Raw genomic sequence first — 20202 nt, forward strand, 5'->3', positions numbered from 1 at the left:
TTCGAACACCAAATCACAAAATATTAATATGAAAAAAATTCACTTATAAAGCTGTTGCGGTATAAGTTACTGTTTGCGTGTAAGTTCCCGCTGGTTTACCTAAAATATCAGCAGATGATGATTTCGCTGCAGGAATTGTGTAATCCAAATTCAGTGTTAATGCGCTTCCAAGTGGTGCATTTGTCACTAAGTTTTGATCAGTTGCAGATAAAACGACAGCGTTTTTTGTACCACCCATTGTTCCTGCCGCTGCAGCAGCTTTGATTGTCAAAACATTTACAGGGATTAAGTTGGTTCCATTCATGAAATTCGCACCTCCGGCTTTTACCTTAACGTTAAAGTTCTTGGTTGAAGTAACCTTTAAAGAGTTTGCTTTAGTAATCGTTTGATCAGAGTTATAGTCTGCTGCAGTAGCATAGTTGAAGTCAACGGTATTGCCGATTGCAGTACTTCCGGCGTCGATTGAGATCACATCGTTCAGGGTAATGTTTACTGTAGTTGTTGCAGTTGTATTTTGCGCCTGAACATTGTTTGTTCCTAATATAGTTGCTCCGATAGTTAAGGCTGTGATTACAATTAGTTTTGTCATAATAGTATTATTTTATTTTTATTCTTGTTTAATTGTTCTCTTTTGAACACTACAAATCTACGGCGGTGCTAAAATTTTCTTTGTAGTTGAAAATGGAATTTGATGTAGTAAAATAACTACATGAGTTATTCATTTGGTGTAAATAGAAATTGAATGTCCGCTGTCTTTCATTAACGCAATGACAAACAAAGAATTTAAATACTAACTTGTTTTTAGGTTATACAAAGGCGTAAACTTAACAATGAAATACAAAGTATTTTCAATGATAACAGATTATGGCTAATCATAATAAAAAGCCCTCAACACTTAGAAAGTGTTGAGGGCTTTTTATAAAAATTGTTGCTTACCTTATTATAAAGCAGTAGCAGTATAAGTTATTTTTTGCGTGTAAGTTCCCCGTGGTTTTCCCAAAAGTACTTTCGATGCTTTTTCCGCCGAAATAGAGTAGGCGATATTCAAAGATTGTTTGGAACCCAAACTTGCATTACTTACCAGAACCTGATCGGTTGTAGATAAGGTGACCTCATTCATAGTTCCTACTAGACTTCCGCCAGGTATTGCTTTTACTTGTAATATATCCACTGGAATTGCGTTTGCTCCGCTTACAAAGTTTGCGCCTTCAGATTTTACTTTTACATCAAAATTTTTGGAGGAAATAATGACTAAACTATTTGGAACCGTCACATTTTTTGATGAATTATAATCTTTTGTAGTCCCATAATTAAAATCTACAGTGCCTTCTGAAGCAACAGTTCCTATGTCCATTGCAATAACATCTGCTAAAATAATATTTACTGATGTACTAGCCTTCTCAGAATTTTGTGCCAGAACCTGATCGGTTCCTAAAACGACTGCTCCAATAGTCAATGCTGCGATTGCGATTTGTTTTTTCATGATTTTGGATAAATTAATGGTGCTGTAATAAATATTGTTAATTAAAATTAATTATACTAACAAATGTTTCACAAATCAAATCTAATAACATTATCTGACATGACCAAAAACCTTTATTGTTATTGATTAAATAATTGTAAGTTATTTTACTATGATCTTTCATTCACAAATAGGATAGATGTAAATTTTTCTGCAAAAGCATGGATTAATAGGATTTTTTATAAACCTTTTTTAATAAGACCTAAAGTATATATTTTAAAAATAATCAACATATTTGGGATATAACAAATAACTGTAAAGGAAAACGTAATTAGATTATTATAATGTTGAATACGTAACAATGTTAAGGAGTGATTATACTCAAAGAATTGCAGATTATGTTTTAGGGATCAATCTCAAAACTTGGGGATAAAAAAAATATTGATAATTTTGTGGAATGTTAAACGATGCCGAACTCCTCAAATTATTTTTACCTGAACTCTTGATTGAGCATTTTGAGATTGTAAAAGTTGAAGAAGAAAACAAAATCGTCCACATTTACTTTGACGAGAAAAATACAGCTCCGAAAGAATTTTCTTCTCTGTTATTGCAGTCAAAAGGTTTTGTTCCGGAAATTACCGTTGACGATTTTCCTCTTCGTGGAAAAACAGTAAAACTCCACATCAAACGCAGAAGATGGACCGATACAAAAACCGGCAACATCATCCAAAGAGATTGGAATCTCATTGCCAAAGGAACCCGCATGACACAGGATTTTGCCGAGTTCTTAAAAAAAATCAGCCGATACTAAAGCGCTTCCCTGTAAAACCATTGGCGAGATGTATGGCGTGGATGGCAGGAAATTTCAAAGGCAATACAAGCAAAGCATCAGCAATTTTAAAAACTGGAAACAAAAATCACACGCCGAGGATTGGATTCTCTATCCCGAAAACCTCTCACACCACCTATCTCTCGATGAAGTTGCTCTTTCTGATGGCGAATTGTACACTGTTCTGACCTCCAAAAAAGCAAGGGGCAGAAAAGGCAGTATTGTCGCCATTATCAAAGGAACCAACAGTGATACCGTAATAGAATATCTCTTAAAAATCAACAAAAAACTAAGGTTAAATGTAAAAGGAATTACTTTGGATATGGCAGGTTCTATGAAGCTCATCGCCAAAAGATGTTTTCCCAATGCCACACAAATTATCGACCGATTCCATGTCCAGAAATTAGCCATAGAAGCGTTGCAGGAATTAAGGATAAGCCACCGTTGGGAAGCTATTGAGCAAGAAAACAACCTGCTCATGGAAGCAAAAGAAAAGAAAAACAACCCCGGGATTGAAACTTTTGAAAATGGCGATACCCGAAAGCAACTTTTGGCAAGAAGCAGGTATTTACTCTACAAAACCAGAGAAAAATGGACTGCATCGCAAAATCAGCGAGCTGAAATCTTATTCTCGCAATATCCTGATTTAGAAAAAGCGTACAATTTATCTGATGGCTTGAGGAAAATTTACAACCAAAACATTCAAAAATCCGTTGCAATGTTGAAACTGGCACATTGGTTCAAAGAGGTGGAAGAATCAAGATTTAAAGCTTTCTCGGTGCTCAGAAAAACCATAATGAATCATTACAATGAGATTCTCAATTATTTTGAAAGAAGAAGCACGAATGCTTCCGCCGAGTCTTTCAATGCGAAAATAAAAAACTTCAGATTGCAATTAAGAGGTGTGCGGGATAAAGCATTTTTTCTGTTCAGGTTGTCTAAACTTTTTGCCTAGTCCCCAACTTTTGAGATTGATCCAGAAAAACCATAATGAATCATTACAATGAGATTCTCAATTATTTTGAAAGAAGAAGCACGAATGCTTCCGCCGAGTCTTTCAATGCGAAAATAAAAAACTTCAGATTGCAATTAAGAGGTGTGCGGGATAAAGCATTTTTTCTGTTCAGGTTGTCTAAACTTTTTGCATAGTCCCCAAGTTTTGTGATTGATCCTAAAAATATAATTATTAGCCACTTTTTTCAAACACCCTAAAATCAAAAACCTCTGAAATCAAATGATTTCAGAGGTTTTTTGTACCCAGGACCGGGATCGAACCGGTACTCCTAAGAACTGGTGTTTGAGACCATTTTATTAATAAATCAAATTTCAATTACCGTTGATTTTCAATACTTTGCGAATTAATGATTTTATTATTTTTATATGTTTTTGCACGGTATTTTGCACGATGGCAACACGTGCAAGGTATTTATTTAAAAGGGTTTTTACTTCCAATACACATTGTTTTCAATGCAAAAAGTGTAATTTTCTATTGTTTTTTTGCGTAAAAGTCAGAGTTACTAACGTTACTCGTGTAGACGTTCCCATGACGAATTTGAAACTCAAAACCACCTTGATACCAGTTAGAATAATCTTGAATATAAATTGTTATATCAATATTATTAAATTTACCTGTATATGTGTGATTCATAGAAGCGGCGTATTCGCTTTGGGGTTTAATAGTGAAAATACCGTTAATGTCTTTAAAAGTTATAGTATTGTCGTTATTGAAATTTATGTAATAGCCTTTATCGTTGGTCTGATGACTGCTATTAGATCCTATAATCGTATAGTATGCAACCTTCCAATTACCTTTATATTTTTGAGGTATTTCTATGTTAGAAGTTATTTCTTCTTTAATTGTTTCATCCCTACTACTGTCCGAGCATGATAAATTAAATAACAAAGATATTAAGATTAAAAGTTTAATTTTTTTCATATTAAATTGAGTTTATGATTTTATCTTTCATTCTTTGGTATTCGCCTTCAGTGATTATTCCCTTTGATTTAAGTTCTAAAATCTTATCGATTTCGTCATGAGCACTAGACTGTATCTTCTTCTCTTCTTTGACTTCAGAAGCAGCCAGCAGTCTTTTCTGGAATTCTATTGTAGAATTTCTTTGAGAGCATAAAACAACTATAAATCCTATTAAGGGCGAAAGTAATATGGAAACAAACAAAGCTCCCCCAAAGCCAATCTTCCTGCTATAACCCAAAATAGCAACTATTAGGGATAATATAAACCAACCAATAAAAATACCCATATTCAATATTTTAAAAATTACAAACCGCAAAACGCTAACGCATTATGTAAAACGCAAATATAATTAAAAAATAACTTTATAATAATTCACACTATCCGTATAAACACGGAACTTTTGTTTATTTTAAATTTGAAATGTTTTTATTTTTGAAATATTTATATATTGCAGACCGATTTAACACTTATGTTTTCATAAATAAGTATTTTTGTTTGAATTTAAAATTAATAATTCGATGAAAACAAAAGTTTTATTTATTAGCGCAATATGCGCATTGAGTGTTTATTCATGTTCAACCGATAGAGATGAGCAGTTTAACGAAGCTAAACCAGAGAAACTGGAATTAGAAAAACTAAAAATTAATAACCCAACGGGAACTGAGAACAGAACAGAAAGTGATACAACTTTTACTGCGCCTATTTCATCACCATTAAATGGACCCGCAGATCCTGACCTTGGAACCGACCCAGTACCTGACCCAAATGACCCAGAAATCATTCCTCCGGGAGATGTTAGACCTCCAAAGAAGTAGTAAGGTAAAATACTCAACAATTTCAGCACTTGGAAGTGTCTTAGTGCTGATTTCTGCTACCTTTCCTTTTATTAATAATATAATTGCAATTTTTGCTCCTGCAATAAATACAACGCATGTTGATGCAGCAGATAATAATCTAGCAGCGGTAATATGGTCTCTGGCTATTTGTTTTCAAGCGACATTGATAATAATTGCTAATTACATGAAGCCTTATTTGCTTAGTTATGTTCCAGCTCTATTTACTTCAATCTATTCATCATCTTTTTATTTTCTTCCTCTTTTAGGTTATTCACCAAATGAAAATTTTTGGTTTTTTTTCTATCTAGTAATTATAATATTGATTCTAATAGGTATAATGCAAAGTTTTAATCTTTATATCAAATTGATAAAATTGAGAGAAAGACTTATAGAAGATACATTTCATGAATATTTAAAAGAAAACTAATCACCATATACCTTTAGTAATTATGAAGGAAGATTATAAAATGATCAAAATTCTGATTGATAAAAATGAGTTTTTTTATAAGCGAAAAAAAATTGATAAAATTGATTTCATAAAAAACAGTTTGTTCTTAGCTGGAAAACTTGAGAGTATTTTGGAAGGTGAGCAAAAGATTTCGATAAATCGATTTATAGACGATGAATTTAGTTTTGTAAAATTTAACTTAGCTATTTGTAATTTAAAAGCAGTAATTAACTAATTACTGCTTATTTTTTTTAGCTCACTTTCTAGTGTTCCTAATTCCTGATTCAAATCTTCTCCTACCGACAGATGTGCCATTATCGCTTTTAAATAAACTCTGTTTATTTCTTGTGCAATTTCACTTTTCTTTTCCAGTAATTCTATTTTTTCTTTCAATGAAATATTATCCTGACGTAAACAATTTAATTTTTCCTCAATAGATTGTTTTTCGAAATTTAATTTTTCTTTATTTCCACTATGTGTATTATTTTCTATACTTTCACAGTGAACTCTAAGTAATTTCTCAGCAGATTTAGAGATGTTTCTTTCCCCGTACTCCCATGATTTAACGGTTCTTACCGATGTAGATGTAATGTTTGCTACATCTTCTTGAGATAAATTGAGACTTTCTCGAAGTCTTTTAAGGTCTGAACTATCCATAAAATCAATTAATTAAAATTTAACAAAACTTTAACACACATAGTGGAATAAATATTTGGTTTATATTCCACAATGTGTATATATTTGTTTCAACAAAACATTACAACGTTATGCAAAGTACAAAGATAAAAAAAAGACTTAAAGTAAAAGATACGGTATACCGTAAAATACTTGATGATTTTGGTTTAAGAGATAAACTTATTGAAATCACAGGATTAAGAGAATCGGGAGTTTTAGCTTTTGCTTACCGAAAATCAGAGAGAGCGGTTCGGGATTTTGAAGTAATGCAAGCTATCAAAGAACACACTGGATGGACTGATAAAGAAATTTTTGAAGAAGAAAAATAATCAACATGGTAAGTGTAAATAAAAAGCAGTTAGAAACTCTTCGGGTTAATGTTTGGAAGCAGGGCGAATTGATAGAAAAATTAACTAGAGACAATGAATTAATGAAAAATCAAATAACAATTTTGGAATCTATCGAGGAGAAAACAGTAAGTGGAGTGGAAGCCACGATAAGCCCAGAAAGAATATTGACTCGTAGAGGATCTAACTCTAAAAAATTGGCACTTGTTCAAGCAATTAATAAAAAATGAAAAGATGCAAACTATATCTCAACATAGAGCTGAAAAAATAGCTAGAAATATAAATGCAATGGACACTTCTTATCAATACATCGACAATTTGAGAAAGTGGAAATTCTGGGATAGACTTGATAATAAATTGAGATCCATTCTTTCAACACTTACCCCGGAAGACAAGAACGTTATCGCACAAATGTGCGAAGAAAAAGAAGCTAAATACTTCGGAATTAAAAATTAAAAAAGCCACCTGTTGGCGCAGATGGCAATTATAACATTTTAAAAACGTATTTGACATGACAAAAGTACAAAAAAAATCAAACAGAGCGAAAAAAGTATTGAAGTCAATACTAAAATCATTTATCAGAATTGATAAAATTCCAATCACGGAAAATGGGAAAACAGCAGAATACTGTACAATGTATGTTTTCGGAATTATGGTTTGTTCAGACATCTATCCATCTAAAGTTTACTAACATGAATCTGAAAGACTTAAAAAAACCGCTACAACTAAAATGGCGAGTGAAAGCTTTAAAGCCGGATAACAAGAATCCAAAAGAAATGGTATTGGTTCCTTATGTAGATGCAAGACAGGTGCAGGATAGATTAGATGATGTTTTAGAAGCTCGTAACTGGCAAGATGATTATTTCGAGGTGAAAGGAAAGCAGTTCTGTAAAATAGGGATTAAAATAGGTGAAGAGTGGATTTGGAAAGGTGACTCTGGAATTGAATCACATTTAGACCCAACGAAAGGCGAAACATCAGATGCTTTCAAAAGAGCTGCAGTACACTGGGGGATCAACCGTGACACGTATGAATTAGGAGAGATTACGATTAAATGCAAAGTTGTGAATGAATTACCGGTTCCGGTTGATTCAAAAGGAAATCAATTGAGCGGAGATACGCTTTTGGCAGAATGTAAAAGAATTTCTGCTTTGAAAGATTCAGAATTGAAGTTTGACAGAAATGTATTGCCTTTAAAATCAGCAATCATTACAGAAGTAAAAAAAACTAGAAGTAATTCGCGTAAAAAAGCAGAACCACTACCATGAATAAATATAAATCATATACAGCAGAAGAATTAGAGGAGCATAATAGCAACTATCTTATTTCTTCAATCTCATATTCAAAAGCAGATCAATTTGCAAGAAATCCAAAAGCTTTCGAAATGATATATCTGTACGGATACAGATCTAAATCATCATCTACTTCTGTTTCAGGAAAAGCTTATCACGAAGCTCACAAAAGATATTGGAAAGCTTATAAAGTAGGAGAAATTTTAACTCTACCAGAATTATGTGAAATAGCATATGAGTTTATCGAAGCTATTCCTGCAAATGAATGGAAGACTCAAAAAACCACTCCCACAGTTGCTGAAGCTAAAATTGTGGCAACCAAGAAAGCAACACAATTAATCGAAAACTTCTACACAGAAAAATCTATTTACGAAGATCATATTGCTGAGATTCTAGATGTTGAAATAAAAATTACAGAATATCTTACAATTAACGGTGTTGATATTCCTCTTCCATTCGTGATGATCATTGATTTAGTTTTCAAATCGAAAGAAAATAAAATAATCATTGTAGATCATAAAAGTAGAATTTCATTCACTGATGAAAAGGAAATAGCTTTAGTAAGCGGAGATCAGGCAATCACCTACGTGAAAGGATACGAGGCTTACAGCGGTTTATTTGTAGATGAAGTTTGGTTTGCGGAAAATAAATCAAGCAAAAACAAAGATGCTTCACAAATGCAATTAAAGATGTTTCCAATTATCATGGATTATGATACTAGAATTCTTCATGAAGTTTTATTGTATGAGCCAATAAAAAAGATGATTGAGGCTGTTTCTGACCCTGATTTCCTATACATCATAAACAAGAGTGATAATTACATTGATCTGGCTGAATTACTAGAGTTCTGGTCAAAAACACAGATAAACGAAGTAGACGAATTTGATATTGATGAAACTAAAAGAGATCTTTTATCAAAGAGACATCGCAAAATAAGAGATTCATCAATTAAAACAATCAGTCCAAAGATTATTAAAAACTTCCAGGCAAATGCAGCCTCATTTATTCAATTCGATTTAAGCACAGCAAACATGGAACCACAGAAAAAAATAGAACTTATCCTAAAATCATTCGGAGTTCACACACAAGTAGCACATACATTCAGCGGATTTTCTTCTAATACTTTTTTACTTGAAGTAGCTTCTGGAACTAAAATGTCATCAGTTCAAAGTTATAAACTCGAAATAGCGAACGCTTTAAATGTTCCAAATGTTAGGATAGCAAAAGACTTGAAAGTTTTTGAAGGTAAAGCATATCTGGAAGTAGAAACAGGAAAGAAAAAAGATAAGTTTCTTCCATGGGATTCTACTGAATTGAAAGGTCAAAAAGTTCCAATTGGTAAAGATAATTTCGGCGAAACCATTCATTGGGATTTAGATAATCAGTCTACTCCATTCGTTTTGGTTTGCGGTGCTGCCGGTTCCGGAAAGTCTGGATGTTTAATTAGTGTAACGGAATATATTAAACGAATTCATGAGGTTGATGAAATTATTATCCTTGATCCGAAGTTCGAATTCAGCCATTATGCTAACGATTCTAAAATTGAAGTTTTCAATGATATTCTTGATATTGAAAAGAGAGTTGAAGCTGTTGTAGATGAAATGAATGAGCTTATCAAAGCTGGTAAGAAAAAAAAGATTGTAATCATTTTTGACGAGTTCGCCGATGCTGTTGCTAATTCAAGAAAAGGAAAGGATTTAGAAATTTGGGAAAATGTTACAGTAGGATACTACAAGCAAACATCAGCAGAGTTGTTCATGGGGCTTCCTGCAAGTCCAAAAACTAAACTACAGAAGACCGGAACTTTAAACAGTCTTGAAGAAAATATGAGAATCATCAAGCAGAAAGGTAGATCAGTTGGGATCAGAGGAATAGATGCAACACAGAGAGCTTCTTCCAAAATTATCACCGGTGATGCTAAAGTAAATTACTCATTGATGATTTGCTTCCGAGTTCCTAAAGAGATTGACAGCCGTGTAGTGCTGGATGATGCAGGAGCGGAAATTCTAACGGGTATGGGTGATGGATTATTTAAATCGCCTGAGTATCCGGATTTGGTGAGATTTCAATCATTCTACAAACAACCGGAATCAGCATGATAAACAGCACTATAAAACCAAAAAGAGGACAGTGTTTAGATTGCCCTCCCGGAACTGAAAATTATCTAACGGCGAAAAGATGCGAACATCATTATAAAATTCACAGAGCTTTAGTAAACGCTGAAAAGAATAAGGATAAACTGCAAAAACCTAAAAAAGCAATTCCTAAAGTATCAGCGAAAAGAAAGATTGAAAATCCTCAGTACACAATAAAGAGACTTCAATTTTTAGCACAACCTGAAAATCTCAGATGTTTTATAGAAGGTTGCAATAAAAGAGCTGATACAGTTGAGCATACAATGGGAAGAAAAGGATTTGCAGACCAGTGGGCGAGAGATAACAACATCAGCCTATACTTAGATGTAAGATTCTGGAAACCGTGCTGTAATGACCACAATCTTGAATTAGAAAGAAATCCGGAATTGTCGCAAAAATATCAACTCAGTAAAATTTCAGGAAATGCCAAAATTCAAAAAGAGAATCAACATCGATAACGCCACAGCTTTCAAATTAGAATATAACGATGCATCAGGCGAACTCAAAGAAAAGGAATTTACTTCTTACAAATTAATGGAGCAATTCCACTCAAGACAAGAAGCTTTTCTATATCTGGATTTACGACGGTTCGCTAAAGTTGAAGATAAATGGTACCGATTTTTAAAGCTTCGTTCTCCATTTGTTTTTCAAGAAGAACTAGATTTTATAAACAAATCTTTCACTGAATAAGTGAATCCGAAAATCTTCAAACAAATATAATTGAAGAACATTAAACTCAAAATAATTAACACTAAAAATAATTTATTATGCCAAATTTTACAGCAATGTTCCAGTATTCAGCAGATACTTTTTCTGTAGTACATAACAACGCATCAAGACCTAAACCGAACGATTCCGCAACGGTTTATTGGAAAACTACCCTACACAGAAAGAACCGTTCAAGCCACAATCTTAACATCGTAGAGGTATTGGAAACAAGAAGTCACAAAACAGACCCATACGCCTTAATTAGTATCGTACGATGTGAAGCTCAATTTGATGAAGGATAATGGATTTAGGTGAAACTAAAACCCTAAACAAAGACAACAAGTACAAAGAATCTGTCTGGGGAAAGAAAGGAGAAAGAGTAAAGATAATCTCTGTAAGCGGAAACGCTGTAATATATGAAAATAGTAAAGGGGTGAGATACCCTTGTAATGTTAAAGATTTGGATTAAATGATAGTATTAACACCGATTTCAGGAGGAAAAGACAGTCAAGCAGCAACGCTTTGGGCAGAAAACAAATTTGGTTTAAAAAGCCTCACGGGTGTTTTTTGTGATGTCAAGTGGGAAGCTGATGAAACATATTTACATATCGATTACTTTACTCAAAAGCTTGGTATTAATTTCAAAGTATTGACATCAAAAAAATATGATGGAATGGTTGATTTGGCAGTTAAAAGAGGTCGCTTTCCTTCTACTACTGCTCGGTTCTGCACCGAAGAATTAAAGATTTTCCCAATGATTGACTATATATTAACTCTCGAAGATCACATAATTGTAGTTGATGGAATCAGAGCAGATGAGAGTGCAAAACGGTCAAAAATGGAAGCCGAATGTAGATACTTTAAATACTACTTTGAGCCTTATCAAACAAACACGATGATTGTGGAATCATTTGCTGATAAACCTCCAGTATCTCTGAATCAAAAAAAGAAATTAAAGAAAGCGCAAGACCGTTTAGCAATTGGCAAAGATGATCCTAAATATTACACTTATCGAAAAAAAGATGTTATAAAATGGTGTGAAAAGTATGATGACAGTGTGATAAGGCCTTGTTTCCACATGACAGGTGATGAAGTGATTTATTATTCTTTAAATCGTGGGTATGATATTAACCCGAGATATAAAAGAGGTTATAAAAGGGTTGGATGTGACCCATGTATAATGGAAGACATCCCAAGCATTACCCTAACGGTGAAAGAATCACCATCAACAATAATTAAAGTTAAAGATGCAGAACTGAAAGCTAATTCTTCTTTTTTTCCACCTGATAAAATTCCAAAAAGGTATCATAGTAAAGTAGATAAAAAAGGCAAATCATATCCCACAATGGGTGATGTTGAAAGATACATTAATGATAAAACGGCTACACCTGATATGTTTATATCAGATCCTGTATTTAAATGCAGATCACATTATAACATCTGCGAATAGAGTTAGCATAACCTTACAAATTATTAAAATGGCAGACGACAAAAACGGTTTTCTTCTTTACAAAGATCTTATCAAAACTGTACAAAAATTACCAATGGAAAAAGCCGGGGAATTATTCATGCACATTCTAAAATATGTAAATGATGAAAATCCTGAGACAAATGATTTGCTCATTGAAGTAGCTTTTGAACCAGTAAAGCAGAAATTAAAAAGAGATCTTAAAAAATACGAAGAAACAAAAGAGAAGAACAGAGAAAACGCTAACAAGCGATGGCAAAAGGATAAACCCACCGCATTAAATGAAATGCCAAATAATGCGACCGCATCCGACTGTATACCAGAAGATACCAAACATGCCGATAGTGATACTGTTAATGATAGTGGTAATGATACTGATACTGTAACTGATATTCTTTTAGAAAAAGAAACAAAAGAGGAAAATTTACATTTTCCAGAATCTCAAGATTTATTTTCTGATAATGAGGTAAAAACGGATTCTGAAGAAAAACCCAAAAAAGTTGCGCAAAAAAAGGTATTCCGGCCGCCGACAGTTCAGGAAGTTCAAATTTACTGTAACGAAAGAAAAAACGGAATATCGGCTTTTAGCTTCGTAAACTTTTATCAGGCGAAAGATTGGATGATAGGAAAAAATAAAATGAAAGATTGGCAAGCGGCCGTACATACTTGGGAACAAAAAGAGAAAGAAAATGGACAATCAAAAACAGCAAAATCACTCACGCAAGCAGCCAGAAGATAGTGTTTTAGTACAACCGAGAAAAACTAAACTTATTGAAGCGCTTCTGGGGTTAAGTGATGAAAATCCAATTGCTAAAAAAGCAAATCCAATTTTGCAAAAATATCTGAAAGAATATGAGGAGTATCAGAAAAAACACGTTGATCACCTTAATTCTTTGCAAAAAAAAGAGATTGAAGTGCTTCCGGAATTACAGCCAATAAATCCTGAAAGCTTGTATGATTTGTTTATTCAGGTTTTTGAATTTGTTCACGGAAAACCATTTGTAGAATCTCACAATGATTTTGGTTCAAGAAAATTAGCAAGAACATTAGTTTCTTACTTCATTGGTAATAAAAACTTTTATAAAAGCCCACTTCTGAACGATAAATCTGAACCAAATTTAAACAAAGGATTGGCTATTTTCGGAGATTTTGGAGTTGGAAAGTCTGCAGTAATTGAAACATTTCATGTGATATTCAAAACAGCAGAAAACAACAGAGTTATTGTGAAAGATAAATTTGGTACCGATCAAATTCTAGGAAGATATAAACTGTCATTTGGTTTTAATACAAGCAATTCCGTAGTGCAGGAATATGAAGCGATAAACAGATCAAACAAAGAATCTGAAAAAGAGTATAAGTTGAATTTATTCAATAAACGCCATCATTTTGGTTATCGCAATTACGATGATATAATGAGCGAAAGAACAGCAAGTAACTACGGGAAATTAGAACTATTTAAAGAGATTTTTGAAGAAAGATATGCGAACAAAGCTAAAACGCTGATCTCCCTTAATTACCATGAGAACAGCTTGGAAAAGACATTAGAAGTTTATGCTGAAAAATATGGAGAAAGACTTTATGATAGATTCTTTGAAATGTTCAACATCATCGAATTACGAGGCAACAGCCTTAGAAAGTGAAAAAATAGAAGCTTTCAAAAGCATCTACCAGAAGAACCGAAACGAAAAGAAACCCGTTAAAATGCCTTTCGAAATACTCTCTAATTATCAGCAGTTTTTTGAAGTGGAAACGGTTAAAACATTTACACAAAAATCAAGTAGGAAGAAATGAATCAGGAATTAAAAATAATTGAACTATTCTCCGGGATTGGCGGATTTTCAAAAGGTCTTGCAGATGCAGGATTCAATATTACAGAACATTATTTCAGCGAAATAGACAAACACGCAATAGCAAACTATAAATACAATTTTCCAAATGCAAAATACATCGGGTCAGTTACAGATATTTCCGGAAGAGACTTTAGCGGAATTGACATTATCACTTTCGGATCGCCATGCCAAGATTTCAGCCTTGCTGGAAAAAGAGAAGGGATGGACGGTAAGAGAAGTGTTCTTATCCTCGAAGCCATTAGGCTCATTACTGAGCTCAGACCAACTGTTTTTATCTGGGAAAATGTTAAAGGAGCTTTCTCCTCAAACTCTGGCGCAGACTTTTGGGGCATTCTCCAAGCCTTTGCCAACATTGGGGGTTATCGACTTGAATGGCAATTGCTTAACACAAAGTGGTTTTTACCCCAAAATAGAGAGCGGATATACCTTGTCGGACATCTTGCAGAATCAGAGCGAAGTTTCGGAAACGTATTTCCTATCTCAGAAGACAATTGCGGGATTAATGAAAGGTCAGGCGAAGCCCGAAGTATTCGAACGTTGACAGCGGGTGGAAATTCCGGAGGATTACATTCTTCAATGACATTAGTTTGTGATTCTTGCAAATCCAGACAGCGTGAAAAAAGAGAAATAATGCCTCCGTTACGAGCTAATACAGGTGCCGGGCATGGAAATTATCTACTCGGTGCAATAAGAGGTAGAAATCCAGATAATCCAACAGCAAGAATTGTTGGTCAAAAAACCGAGCAAATGCTTGAGATCAACAAAGAAGGTGTTTCAAATACTTTGACCTCAGTTCAGAAAGATAATGTTGTAATCGGTATCAAAAGAGACTTTAAAGGTGAAGTTGGGTTTAGAATTATGAAAGATAATATTTCCCCAAAAATTCAAGCAAGAGCAAGAGAGGACGGATCTGGTCAGCCTATTATTTCTTATTCAATGGGATCAGGTAAAAAAGGGAGATCATGTATTAATTCTGGTCGGATTCCTGAAATCGGGAATGAAGAACATTCAATTCGCAGACTGACTGAAATAGAATGTGAAAGACTGCAGGGATTCCCGGATGATTGGACAAGGTATGGACTTTACGAGAAGCAGGTTTGGATCAATAAAAAAGAAGGCACTTTCGAAATTGTACAAGATGTACATGAGATTCCAAAAACACAACGATACAAGATGCTTGGAAATGCTGTAACTCGTGATGTTGTAGAAGAAATTGGAAAAAGACTTTTAAAAAATTAAACCTATGCCCTACTACATCACACAAATACCTGTACTGCCGGCATGAAAGATAAGTTGCAAAAATTAGTAAACAATGAGTATTTAGACAGCTATTCTATTTACGAACTTAAAACAGCGGGATTGATTGTTAAAATCACTTACACTCAATATGTGATTACTAAAAAGGGATTGAGATTAATAAAAGAGGGCTGAATGCGGAAACCCGTAAGGAATGCTTAATCAAGCAAATTAATTTTACAAAACGAAAATATGTATTCAAAAAAAATTAATAAATGGAATTAACAGGAGTAATTAAGAAAATAGGCAACATCCAGACATTCGGATCAGGATTTCAGAAAAGAGAAGTTGTAATTGTGACAGAAGAACAATTTTCTCAGACGATTTGTTTAGAGTTAATTTCTGGAAAGGTTGATATTATCGAACCGTTTTCAGAAGGAGAAAGAGCAAAGATCGGAATCAACATTAAGGGAAGAGAATGGATTTCGCCACAGGGAGAAACTAAATACTTTAACACAATTGAAGCATGGAAGATTTTAAAAATTCAATAAACCTTGAAGACACTTTAAGCCGGGATTTAAATGATTTACCTGGAGAAGAATGGAAAGAAATTAAAGGCTATGAGGGTAAGTATTTGATTTCAAATTATTCTCGTGTAAAATCAATCGTTAGTAGAATTAATATGATACTAAAAAAAACTATTTCATCAGGAAGATATCAGATTATACTACATGATAAAAGAAGTAGGAAGAAAAGCTACTTAACGGGACGATTAGTGGCCATTCACTTCATTAGGGAGCCTAAGATAAACGAAGTTTTAAAATACAGAGACAAAAATTATCATTTTGATGCTTTTTTTAATCTCGAATGGATCGCAAAAAAAGACAGTTCAAAAGCTGCATTTTCCAGCGGAAGCTGGCCTCATAATCATGGCAAGGGTTTCAACAACGGAATGACAAAATTAAAAGCCAATGAGGTTGTAGAGATTCGCCAGAAAAAAGCTGAAGGATTATCTGTAAAACAATTATCTGATGAATACAAAGTAGCAGAAAGTTCAATTCAGATGATTATAAGAGGTCGCAGATGGAATAATATTTAAAACAGGTTGGAAGGTGATATTGAAAGCATTCACCTTCCACTCTAACCCAGAACTAATAAAATAAATTATGACACCTAAAGAAAAAGCAAAAAGTCTTATTGAGAAGTTTCAAAAATATTGCTCTCATAAAGAAGATTTAAATAAGGGATTTGGCGTAATCAAGACAATAGATGTTTATGACAGAGATAAAGCACTTGCGTGTGCTAAAACATGTGTTAATGAAATTATTGATGATATCCCTATGTATTTGGGAAACTTAAATCCTAAATGGTACTATTGGAATGAGGTTAAAAAAGAGCTTGAGAGCTACTAACTAAATAGATTACTAACAAACAAAAATTAAATTATGTCATATTCAAAAAAACATTTCAACGAAAAGCACGAGGTAATTATTTCTACTGAAATGAAGCCTGTTAAACAATCTGATACCGATGGGGTAATTATTCCTCATAAGCAAGTTGTAAATAGAATCAGGTATTATGATGGTTATGGAAGTACAAAAACAGAAGTAAGTCTTTCAAAGGAATTTATACTTGATTTAGCCGAACAAATCAAACAGCTTGAATCTGTTGTTGAAGATTTGGAGCAAAATGAGAATTTACCATTCTAAACCTTAAATAAAAACAAAGATGAAACGTACAATTCACCACATGAGTGTAAATCTGGAAGGTTTACTTAGAAATTACAAGAGAAGAAAAATCAACATCATGGAAGATGATAATGGCAGAACATTATCCGATGCAGAAGCGAGAGCAGAAATTGCAAAACTTCAAGCACTCGGACATAAATTAATGTCAACAAATAGTAATTGTGTTGGCTTTGATCCGTTCGGAGGTGGATGCCCAGGACATGAAGAAGAAACCACTAAATAAAATACTATTATGAGCAATACAGAATCAAAACCATTAGAAGAACTTTTCAGCGACCTTGATTATTGGAGTGTAAAATATGAGTTTACATTTCAATTCTGGGGAGATTACAATAATAATATTTTTATCACAAAAGGTGGTGTGAATATTTATGATACTGGCGGACTTGAATCACCAAGAAAAGCTATTGTGAATGCATTAGAATATATCAACAAAATCAATCGATTGGAACTAAAATAAATGATATGGAAAATACATTAGAAAAAACACCTGATTTAAAAATGTATGATCAGGTTACTGAAAAGTTTGTTGAGTACATGAAAAAAGAACTTGAAGCTAATTTCCAGAAGGGAGACCGTAACGGTCAAGGTGGTTGGCTTGAGGTTAAAGATAATAAGTTTTGGATATCTGAATTATATTATCACGTTGGGAAACTACAATCAGCAATGATGAGTAATGACATTCACAGAATCGAAGAAAATTGCGCTGACATTGCCAATCTTGCATTAATGACTTTGGATGTAAAAATTGATTTATTAAAGTCTGAGTAAACTATACTGCTCACTAAAAATGGAGAATAAAACGAAATTTGAATTTAGACCTTATATAATTTCTTCTGATATTGGCGAAATAGAAGTTTCGATCGAATTGTCAAATGACGAGATCGCAATGATGAAAACTTTGGATAAGGAAGAAATTAAAAAATTAGTAAATGATAAAGCAGTAATTAAAATCACAGACTTTAATATTGATTTTGAAATTGAAGATTTTAAAGATTGGGACGAGATTGAAAATTAAGCTGACATCTTACTGTCTAAAAAACAATTTAAAAAATAATTACAATGAAAAATATTACCGTCAGATTATTTAAAACGATCTATACCTTGCCTTTATATCCACTATACGTATTAATAGCATTATCATATTTTATTAAAAGTGATTTCCGTTATACTGGAAAAGTAGATGAAGATTTTAAAAACCAAATTTTAGAGGCCAAATGGTATTTTAGGATTTTGGGTTTTTTATTTTGGATATATATAATATTAAAATATATTTTGTGCTTAATTTAATCTGGTTTAGTTTTATCCTCGGCTTAGGTCGGGGATTTTTACCACAATTTTTAATACATTTGAAATATGAATAATAACATGGATGAGTCAGGTAAAAAACTTACAGATTCTTTAAAATCCGCAAATGAAAGCTGGATAGAATTTAATAAAGCAGCATACCACTGTATGGCAGATTATTCTTCAAAACTAAGGTTAGTAAGTTCAGAGGATGACTTCTTGCACAACTTTGATATTGTTTATCAATTCCCAGAAGAACACAATGAAGAGTTTCTAATTATGGTAACTCAAGGATTGTCTTATAAGGAGGCATTCGATTTACTAAAAGATACCTATTCATTTTAAATAAAAAACATATTATGCAAGAAATAGAAGCAAAAGCAATAAGTAATTTAATAAGCAAAGAGAATAGATTAAAAGCAGTTGAAATAACTGGATTTGTTGCTATTTTAAAATCGGATGGAAAATGCAATGACCAATTGATTAATGATGTGGATGAGTACGTGGGTATGGTTCATGTTATTTATGAAATGTTTAAAGGTTATTCTTTCGAAGATATCAAATTAAGTGAAAATCCTATTGATAGTAGTGACTTCGCAAAGTTGATAAAATTCCATGTAGAGATAACAGAACTTTACAAGTTGGCTAAAGAGAACGCTTAGGAAAAACGTTAAATAAATTAGAATTTATATGAGATAAATAAGCTCCTTACAATAGGAGCTTATTTTTATTTTATGAGTGAAATTAGTCTATGTAAAAAAGAGATTTTTACTTTTGATTTTTCGATTGAAGCAGAAACAAATCTTTGTTCTTTTTCATTCCAGATGGAAATTAAGTTTTTCATGAGTTAAAATTTATTCGTTTTTTAATTTGTCAGCAATTCCTAAAATATGTTTTTTGATGTTTTCATAATCATCAACGGAAAATTTATTCCTTGCTTGAGACTTAATTTTCTTGTAAACCGCATCCGTAGAAGGGTTTTCTTTATTAATGATTTTGGCTACATTTTTTGGGGCAATACCTAAATCATTTATTAATTGTATCGCTTTTTCGTGTGTTGTCATATTTACTTGCTTAATAAAACTTTATCTTGCTTGCTTAATGATATAGAATATTCATCACTTTCAGGTATAGATTTGTAAAATTTTTCGGCTCGTGCTTTATCGTATGTGTACAGCAAACAGGCTTGATAACAGAGATGATCTGAATTAATGTACTTTATACCACCATCTGTAAAAGTAACAACAACATGATATTTTTTTGAAAAACCATGTTCCCAATCAATAACTGTATATTGCTTACTTCCAATTTTTAATAATAAACTTTTCACACTTTTTTGTTTTCAAAATTACTTTTACTTTCTTCTAAAAATTCTGGTGCAATATCAGACCAAGACCAAGAACGTGATGTTAATTCAAATCTTCTTAACTTCTCATTCCATTGAACTAATTCACCATTAGAATTGATTTTTAAAATTGTTTTAGTTGTTTTCATAATAATTTATTTATTCTTATTTAAAATTTATGTTCGTAATATTCAGCTTCTGCCATTCTCTTATTGAAGTTTTTAAAATCAGCATCAATAACTGCTTGACTTGATTTTGAAATTTTTTTGAAAACTTTAGCTTTAGGCATAGATTCAATTTCTACAACTTCAACAGTGTTTTTTGCAAACATTTTCAATTTCCCTTTGTTATCTTCAGTGATAAAGAAATCTCCTCTTTCTCCTGTTAATTTGTAAGTGATGTTATTATTGATAATTGCTTTCATAATCTTTAGTTTTCAAATGAGTTGGTTTGTCTCTCATTTTTCATACTTCAAAGATATTAATAAATATAATTGCGTCCAAATAAATGGATGCAATTTAACAAACTTTAACATATAGTATAAGTTGGTACGGCGCACAC

The 20202-nt window shown here is 32.8% G+C and carries 39 protein-coding genes; 30 read left to right on the forward strand and 9 right to left on the reverse strand.

The features are described from left to right. Positions 1-43 precede the first annotated feature (43 nt). Positions 44-589 carry a peptidoglycan-binding protein LysM gene (locus EG358_RS07005; protein WP_076561717.1) on the reverse strand — a complete coding sequence of 182 codons (546 nt, stop codon included), beginning with the start codon at positions 587-589 and terminating at the stop codon, positions 44-46. Positions 590-940: 351 nt separating this feature from the next. Further along, the gene (locus EG358_RS07010; RefSeq protein ID WP_076561714.1) at positions 941-1483 is read right to left on the reverse strand and encodes a peptidoglycan-binding protein LysM; all 543 of its coding nucleotides are present in this window, start codon (positions 1481-1483) and stop codon (positions 941-943) included. 436 nt (positions 1484-1919) lie between these two features. Here EG358_RS07010 and EG358_RS07015 point away from each other — a divergent pair, with 436 nt between their 5' ends. Genes EG358_RS07015 through EG358_RS07025 form a run of 3 tightly spaced genes read left to right on the forward strand, consistent with a single transcriptional unit; the run spans position 1920 to position 3440 of the window. Further along, the gene (locus EG358_RS07015; RefSeq protein WP_076561346.1) at positions 1920-2273 is read left to right on the forward strand and encodes an ISAon1 family transposase N-terminal region protein; all 354 of its coding nucleotides are present in this window, start codon (positions 1920-1922) and stop codon (positions 2271-2273) included. A 28-nt stretch (positions 2274-2301) separates the two neighbouring features. Beyond that, the gene (locus tag EG358_RS07020) at positions 2302-3246 is read left to right on the forward strand and encodes an ISAon1 family transposase (protein WP_115596394.1); all 945 of its coding nucleotides are present in this window, start codon (positions 2302-2304) and stop codon (positions 3244-3246) included. Positions 3247-3281: 35 nt separating this feature from the next. After that, positions 3282-3440, forward strand: a complete 159-nt coding sequence (locus EG358_RS07025) for a transposase (RefSeq protein WP_394337948.1) — start codon at positions 3282-3284, stop codon at positions 3438-3440. Between the two features lie 337 nt (positions 3441-3777). On the opposite strand, the gene EG358_RS07030 is transcribed toward EG358_RS07025, so the two are convergent. After that, the gene (locus EG358_RS07030; RefSeq protein ID WP_076562395.1) at positions 3778-4227 is read right to left on the reverse strand and encodes a hypothetical protein; all 450 of its coding nucleotides are present in this window, start codon (positions 4225-4227) and stop codon (positions 3778-3780) included. A gap of 1 nt (position 4228) precedes the next feature. Then, positions 4229-4552, reverse strand: coding sequence for an SHOCT domain-containing protein (locus EG358_RS07035; protein WP_076562393.1), 324 nt, complete (start codon positions 4550-4552; stop codon positions 4229-4231). A 232-nt stretch (positions 4553-4784) separates the two neighbouring features. Between EG358_RS07035 and EG358_RS07040 the strand changes: the two genes are divergently transcribed. Genes EG358_RS07040 through EG358_RS07050 form a run of 3 tightly spaced genes read left to right on the forward strand, consistent with a single transcriptional unit; the run spans position 4785 to position 5785 of the window. Then, complete coding sequence (locus tag EG358_RS07040) at positions 4785-5081, forward strand: hypothetical protein (protein WP_076562391.1); 297 nt, start codon at positions 4785-4787, stop codon at positions 5079-5081. Continuing rightward, on the forward strand, positions 5059-5529 hold the full coding sequence (locus EG358_RS07045; RefSeq protein WP_115596410.1) for a hypothetical protein: 471 nt from the start codon (positions 5059-5061) through the stop codon (positions 5527-5529). The genes EG358_RS07040 and EG358_RS07045 overlap by 23 nt, the downstream gene beginning before the upstream one ends. 22 nt (positions 5530-5551) lie before the next feature. Beyond that, positions 5552-5785, forward strand: a complete 234-nt coding sequence (locus EG358_RS07050; protein WP_076562389.1) for a hypothetical protein — start codon at positions 5552-5554, stop codon at positions 5783-5785. Here the strand turns inward: EG358_RS07050 and EG358_RS07055 are convergent. Next, entirely contained in the window at positions 5782-6207 is a 426-nt protein-coding gene (locus tag EG358_RS07055; protein ID WP_076562386.1) for a helix-turn-helix domain-containing protein, read from the reverse strand. The genes EG358_RS07050 and EG358_RS07055 overlap by 4 nt on opposite strands. Positions 6208-6317: 110 nt before the next feature. Between EG358_RS07055 and EG358_RS07060 the strand changes: the two genes are divergently transcribed. The 24 genes from EG358_RS07060 to EG358_RS07165 all read left to right on the forward strand — a co-directional run bounded on the left by EG358_RS07060 (position 6318) and on the right by EG358_RS07165 (position 18958). Continuing rightward, positions 6318-6554 (forward strand): hypothetical protein, encoded by a 237-nt coding sequence (locus EG358_RS07060; protein WP_076562384.1) that lies wholly within the window; start codon positions 6318-6320, stop codon positions 6552-6554. Positions 6555-6559: 5 nt separating this feature from the next. After that, a complete protein-coding gene (locus tag EG358_RS07065) occupies positions 6560-6802 on the forward strand; it encodes a hypothetical protein (RefSeq protein WP_076562382.1) in 243 nt (80 codons plus the stop codon). Between the two features lie 4 nt (positions 6803-6806). Continuing rightward, a complete protein-coding gene (locus EG358_RS07070; RefSeq protein ID WP_076562413.1) occupies positions 6807-7028 on the forward strand; it encodes a hypothetical protein in 222 nt (73 codons plus the stop codon). Between the two features lie 55 nt (positions 7029-7083). Then, a complete protein-coding gene (locus EG358_RS19605; protein ID WP_076562380.1) occupies positions 7084-7263 on the forward strand; it encodes a hypothetical protein in 180 nt (59 codons plus the stop codon). 1 nt (position 7264) lies between these two features. Continuing rightward, a complete protein-coding gene (locus tag EG358_RS07075) occupies positions 7265-7840 on the forward strand; it encodes a Rad52/Rad22 family DNA repair protein (protein ID WP_076562378.1) in 576 nt (191 codons plus the stop codon). Next, positions 7837-9963: a DNA translocase FtsK gene (locus tag EG358_RS07080; protein ID WP_076562377.1), complete on the forward strand. Its 2127-nt coding sequence runs from the start codon at positions 7837-7839 to the stop codon at positions 9961-9963. The genes EG358_RS07075 and EG358_RS07080 overlap by 4 nt, the downstream gene beginning before the upstream one ends. After that, positions 9960-10457: a hypothetical protein gene (locus tag EG358_RS07085; protein WP_228421463.1), complete on the forward strand. Its 498-nt coding sequence runs from the start codon at positions 9960-9962 to the stop codon at positions 10455-10457. Before EG358_RS07080 ends, EG358_RS07085 begins: the two co-directional genes overlap by 4 nt. After that, positions 10423-10689 (forward strand): hypothetical protein, encoded by a 267-nt coding sequence (locus EG358_RS07090; RefSeq protein WP_076562375.1) that lies wholly within the window; start codon positions 10423-10425, stop codon positions 10687-10689. The genes EG358_RS07085 and EG358_RS07090 overlap by 35 nt, the downstream gene beginning before the upstream one ends. Positions 10690-10766: 77 nt before the next feature. Next, the gene (locus EG358_RS07095; RefSeq protein WP_115596412.1) at positions 10767-11009 is read left to right on the forward strand and encodes a hypothetical protein; all 243 of its coding nucleotides are present in this window, start codon (positions 10767-10769) and stop codon (positions 11007-11009) included. Beyond that, positions 11009-11176: a hypothetical protein gene (locus EG358_RS19610; RefSeq protein ID WP_159436398.1), complete on the forward strand. Its 168-nt coding sequence runs from the start codon at positions 11009-11011 to the stop codon at positions 11174-11176. The genes EG358_RS07095 and EG358_RS19610 overlap by 1 nt, the downstream gene beginning before the upstream one ends. Further along, complete coding sequence (locus tag EG358_RS07100) at positions 11177-12157, forward strand: phosphoadenosine phosphosulfate reductase domain-containing protein (protein ID WP_076562371.1); 981 nt, start codon at positions 11177-11179, stop codon at positions 12155-12157. A 28-nt stretch (positions 12158-12185) separates the two neighbouring features. Then, positions 12186-12914: a DUF6291 domain-containing protein gene (locus tag EG358_RS07105; RefSeq protein ID WP_076562369.1), complete on the forward strand. Its 729-nt coding sequence runs from the start codon at positions 12186-12188 to the stop codon at positions 12912-12914. Then, complete coding sequence (locus EG358_RS07110; protein WP_076562368.1) at positions 12865-13815, forward strand: P-loop NTPase family protein; 951 nt, start codon at positions 12865-12867, stop codon at positions 13813-13815. Before EG358_RS07105 ends, EG358_RS07110 begins: the two co-directional genes overlap by 50 nt. A gap of 147 nt (positions 13816-13962) precedes the next feature. Further along, positions 13963-15264: a DNA cytosine methyltransferase gene (locus EG358_RS07115; RefSeq protein WP_076562367.1), complete on the forward strand. Its 1302-nt coding sequence runs from the start codon at positions 13963-13965 to the stop codon at positions 15262-15264. 272 nt (positions 15265-15536) lie between these two features. Continuing rightward, a complete protein-coding gene (locus EG358_RS07120) occupies positions 15537-15812 on the forward strand; it encodes a DUF3127 domain-containing protein (protein WP_076562366.1) in 276 nt (91 codons plus the stop codon). Continuing rightward, positions 15788-16360, forward strand: a complete 573-nt coding sequence (locus EG358_RS07125) for an NUMOD4 domain-containing protein (RefSeq protein ID WP_076562365.1) — start codon at positions 15788-15790, stop codon at positions 16358-16360. The genes EG358_RS07120 and EG358_RS07125 overlap by 25 nt, the downstream gene beginning before the upstream one ends. Before the next feature lie 67 nt (positions 16361-16427). Beyond that, positions 16428-16673, forward strand: coding sequence for a hypothetical protein (locus tag EG358_RS07130; RefSeq protein ID WP_076562364.1), 246 nt, complete (start codon positions 16428-16430; stop codon positions 16671-16673). Positions 16674-16706: 33 nt separating this feature from the next. Further along, on the forward strand, positions 16707-16970 hold the full coding sequence (locus EG358_RS07135) for a hypothetical protein (protein WP_076562363.1): 264 nt from the start codon (positions 16707-16709) through the stop codon (positions 16968-16970). A gap of 19 nt (positions 16971-16989) precedes the next feature. After that, positions 16990-17232: a hypothetical protein gene (locus tag EG358_RS07140; RefSeq protein WP_076562362.1), complete on the forward strand. Its 243-nt coding sequence runs from the start codon at positions 16990-16992 to the stop codon at positions 17230-17232. 9 nt (positions 17233-17241) lie between these two features. Further along, the gene (locus EG358_RS07145) at positions 17242-17469 is read left to right on the forward strand and encodes a hypothetical protein (RefSeq protein ID WP_076562361.1); all 228 of its coding nucleotides are present in this window, start codon (positions 17242-17244) and stop codon (positions 17467-17469) included. Positions 17470-17474: 5 nt separating this feature from the next. Next, positions 17475-17780 carry a hypothetical protein gene (locus tag EG358_RS07150; protein ID WP_076562360.1) on the forward strand — a complete coding sequence of 102 codons (306 nt, stop codon included), beginning with the start codon at positions 17475-17477 and terminating at the stop codon, positions 17778-17780. A 19-nt stretch (positions 17781-17799) separates the two neighbouring features. Next, positions 17800-18027 (forward strand): hypothetical protein, encoded by a 228-nt coding sequence (locus EG358_RS07155; RefSeq protein ID WP_076562359.1) that lies wholly within the window; start codon positions 17800-17802, stop codon positions 18025-18027. A 338-nt stretch (positions 18028-18365) separates the two neighbouring features. Continuing rightward, positions 18366-18641 (forward strand): hypothetical protein, encoded by a 276-nt coding sequence (locus EG358_RS07160; RefSeq protein WP_076562358.1) that lies wholly within the window; start codon positions 18366-18368, stop codon positions 18639-18641. Between the two features lie 14 nt (positions 18642-18655). After that, positions 18656-18958, forward strand: coding sequence for a hypothetical protein (locus EG358_RS07165; protein ID WP_076562357.1), 303 nt, complete (start codon positions 18656-18658; stop codon positions 18956-18958). Between the two features lie 192 nt (positions 18959-19150). On the opposite strand, the gene EG358_RS07170 is transcribed toward EG358_RS07165, so the two are convergent. Genes EG358_RS07170 through EG358_RS07180 form a run of 4 tightly spaced genes read right to left on the reverse strand, consistent with a single transcriptional unit; the run spans position 19151 to position 20065 of the window. Beyond that, entirely contained in the window at positions 19151-19360 is a 210-nt protein-coding gene (locus tag EG358_RS07170; RefSeq protein ID WP_076562356.1) for a hypothetical protein, read from the reverse strand. A 2-nt stretch (positions 19361-19362) separates the two neighbouring features. Further along, positions 19363-19626 (reverse strand): hypothetical protein, encoded by a 264-nt coding sequence (locus tag EG358_RS07175; RefSeq protein WP_076562355.1) that lies wholly within the window; start codon positions 19624-19626, stop codon positions 19363-19365. Beyond that, positions 19623-19790: a hypothetical protein gene (locus tag EG358_RS19615; protein ID WP_159436397.1), complete on the reverse strand. Its 168-nt coding sequence runs from the start codon at positions 19788-19790 to the stop codon at positions 19623-19625. Before EG358_RS19615 ends, EG358_RS07175 begins: the two co-directional genes overlap by 4 nt. Positions 19791-19810: 20 nt before the next feature. Next, the gene (locus EG358_RS07180) at positions 19811-20065 is read right to left on the reverse strand and encodes a hypothetical protein (RefSeq protein ID WP_076562354.1); all 255 of its coding nucleotides are present in this window, start codon (positions 20063-20065) and stop codon (positions 19811-19813) included. Between the last annotated feature and the right edge of the window lie 137 nt (positions 20066-20202).

The sequence above is a fragment of the Chryseobacterium indoltheticum genome (genome assembly GCF_003815915.1).
Lineage (GTDB): Bacteria > Bacteroidota > Bacteroidia > Flavobacteriales > Weeksellaceae > Chryseobacterium > Chryseobacterium indoltheticum.

Excerpts from the sequence above, each read along its gene's own strand:
- EG358_RS07115 (WP_076562367.1), top strand. The coding sequence starts at position 13,963 with ATGAATCAGGAATTAAAAATAATTGAACTATTCTCCGGGATTGGCGGA.
- EG358_RS07020 (WP_115596394.1), top strand. The coding sequence starts at position 2,302 with ATGTATGGCGTGGATGGCAGGAAATTTCAAAGGCAATACAAGCAAAGC.
- EG358_RS07165 (WP_076562357.1), top strand. The coding sequence starts at position 18,656 with ATGCAAGAAATAGAAGCAAAAGCAATAAGTAATTTAATAAGCAAAGAG.
- EG358_RS07065 (WP_076562382.1), top strand. The coding sequence starts at position 6,560 with ATGGTAAGTGTAAATAAAAAGCAGTTAGAAACTCTTCGGGTTAATGTT.
- EG358_RS07080 (WP_076562377.1), top strand. The coding sequence starts at position 7,837 with ATGAATAAATATAAATCATATACAGCAGAAGAATTAGAGGAGCATAAT.
- EG358_RS07050 (WP_076562389.1), top strand. The coding sequence starts at position 5,552 with ATGAAGGAAGATTATAAAATGATCAAAATTCTGATTGATAAAAATGAG.
- EG358_RS07110 (WP_076562368.1), top strand. The coding sequence starts at position 12,865 with ATGGACAATCAAAAACAGCAAAATCACTCACGCAAGCAGCCAGAAGAT.
- EG358_RS07085 (WP_228421463.1), top strand. The coding sequence starts at position 9,960 with ATGATAAACAGCACTATAAAACCAAAAAGAGGACAGTGTTTAGATTGC.
- EG358_RS07055 (WP_076562386.1), bottom strand. The coding sequence starts at position 6,207 with ATGGATAGTTCAGACCTTAAAAGACTTCGAGAAAGTCTCAATTTATCT.
- EG358_RS07025 (WP_394337948.1), top strand. The coding sequence starts at position 3,282 with ATGAATCATTACAATGAGATTCTCAATTATTTTGAAAGAAGAAGCACG.
- EG358_RS07045 (WP_115596410.1), top strand. The coding sequence starts at position 5,059 with ATGTTAGACCTCCAAAGAAGTAGTAAGGTAAAATACTCAACAATTTCA.
- EG358_RS07060 (WP_076562384.1), top strand. The coding sequence starts at position 6,318 with ATGCAAAGTACAAAGATAAAAAAAAGACTTAAAGTAAAAGATACGGTA.
- EG358_RS19615 (WP_159436397.1), bottom strand. The coding sequence starts at position 19,790 with ATGAAAACAACTAAAACAATTTTAAAAATCAATTCTAATGGTGAATTA.
- EG358_RS07140 (WP_076562362.1), top strand. The coding sequence starts at position 16,990 with ATGAAACGTACAATTCACCACATGAGTGTAAATCTGGAAGGTTTACTT.
- EG358_RS07035 (WP_076562393.1), bottom strand. The coding sequence starts at position 4,552 with ATGGGTATTTTTATTGGTTGGTTTATATTATCCCTAATAGTTGCTATT.
- EG358_RS07150 (WP_076562360.1), top strand. The coding sequence starts at position 17,475 with ATGGAAAATACATTAGAAAAAACACCTGATTTAAAAATGTATGATCAG.
- EG358_RS07180 (WP_076562354.1), bottom strand. The coding sequence starts at position 20,065 with ATGAAAGCAATTATCAATAATAACATCACTTACAAATTAACAGGAGAA.
- EG358_RS07030 (WP_076562395.1), bottom strand. The coding sequence starts at position 4,227 with ATGAAAAAAATTAAACTTTTAATCTTAATATCTTTGTTATTTAATTTA.
- EG358_RS07170 (WP_076562356.1), bottom strand. The coding sequence starts at position 19,360 with ATGACAACACACGAAAAAGCGATACAATTAATAAATGATTTAGGTATT.
- EG358_RS07100 (WP_076562371.1), top strand. The coding sequence starts at position 11,177 with ATGATAGTATTAACACCGATTTCAGGAGGAAAAGACAGTCAAGCAGCA.
- EG358_RS07120 (WP_076562366.1), top strand. The coding sequence starts at position 15,537 with ATGGAATTAACAGGAGTAATTAAGAAAATAGGCAACATCCAGACATTC.
- EG358_RS07005 (WP_076561717.1), bottom strand. The coding sequence starts at position 589 with ATGACAAAACTAATTGTAATCACAGCCTTAACTATCGGAGCAACTATA.
- EG358_RS07015 (WP_076561346.1), top strand. The coding sequence starts at position 1,920 with ATGTTAAACGATGCCGAACTCCTCAAATTATTTTTACCTGAACTCTTG.
- EG358_RS19610 (WP_159436398.1), top strand. The coding sequence starts at position 11,009 with ATGGATTTAGGTGAAACTAAAACCCTAAACAAAGACAACAAGTACAAA.
- EG358_RS07090 (WP_076562375.1), top strand. The coding sequence starts at position 10,423 with ATGCCAAAATTCAAAAAGAGAATCAACATCGATAACGCCACAGCTTTC.
- EG358_RS07095 (WP_115596412.1), top strand. The coding sequence starts at position 10,767 with ATGCCAAATTTTACAGCAATGTTCCAGTATTCAGCAGATACTTTTTCT.
- EG358_RS07160 (WP_076562358.1), top strand. The coding sequence starts at position 18,366 with ATGAATAATAACATGGATGAGTCAGGTAAAAAACTTACAGATTCTTTA.
- EG358_RS07075 (WP_076562378.1), top strand. The coding sequence starts at position 7,265 with ATGAATCTGAAAGACTTAAAAAAACCGCTACAACTAAAATGGCGAGTG.
- EG358_RS07105 (WP_076562369.1), top strand. The coding sequence starts at position 12,186 with ATGGCAGACGACAAAAACGGTTTTCTTCTTTACAAAGATCTTATCAAA.
- EG358_RS07070 (WP_076562413.1), top strand. The coding sequence starts at position 6,807 with ATGCAAACTATATCTCAACATAGAGCTGAAAAAATAGCTAGAAATATA.
- EG358_RS19605 (WP_076562380.1), top strand. The coding sequence starts at position 7,084 with ATGACAAAAGTACAAAAAAAATCAAACAGAGCGAAAAAAGTATTGAAG.
- EG358_RS07155 (WP_076562359.1), top strand. The coding sequence starts at position 17,800 with ATGGAGAATAAAACGAAATTTGAATTTAGACCTTATATAATTTCTTCT.
- EG358_RS07145 (WP_076562361.1), top strand. The coding sequence starts at position 17,242 with ATGAGCAATACAGAATCAAAACCATTAGAAGAACTTTTCAGCGACCTT.
- EG358_RS07130 (WP_076562364.1), top strand. The coding sequence starts at position 16,428 with ATGACACCTAAAGAAAAAGCAAAAAGTCTTATTGAGAAGTTTCAAAAA.
- EG358_RS07135 (WP_076562363.1), top strand. The coding sequence starts at position 16,707 with ATGTCATATTCAAAAAAACATTTCAACGAAAAGCACGAGGTAATTATT.
- EG358_RS07125 (WP_076562365.1), top strand. The coding sequence starts at position 15,788 with ATGGAAGATTTTAAAAATTCAATAAACCTTGAAGACACTTTAAGCCGG.
- EG358_RS07010 (WP_076561714.1), bottom strand. The coding sequence starts at position 1,483 with ATGAAAAAACAAATCGCAATCGCAGCATTGACTATTGGAGCAGTCGTT.
- EG358_RS07040 (WP_076562391.1), top strand. The coding sequence starts at position 4,785 with ATGAAAACAAAAGTTTTATTTATTAGCGCAATATGCGCATTGAGTGTT.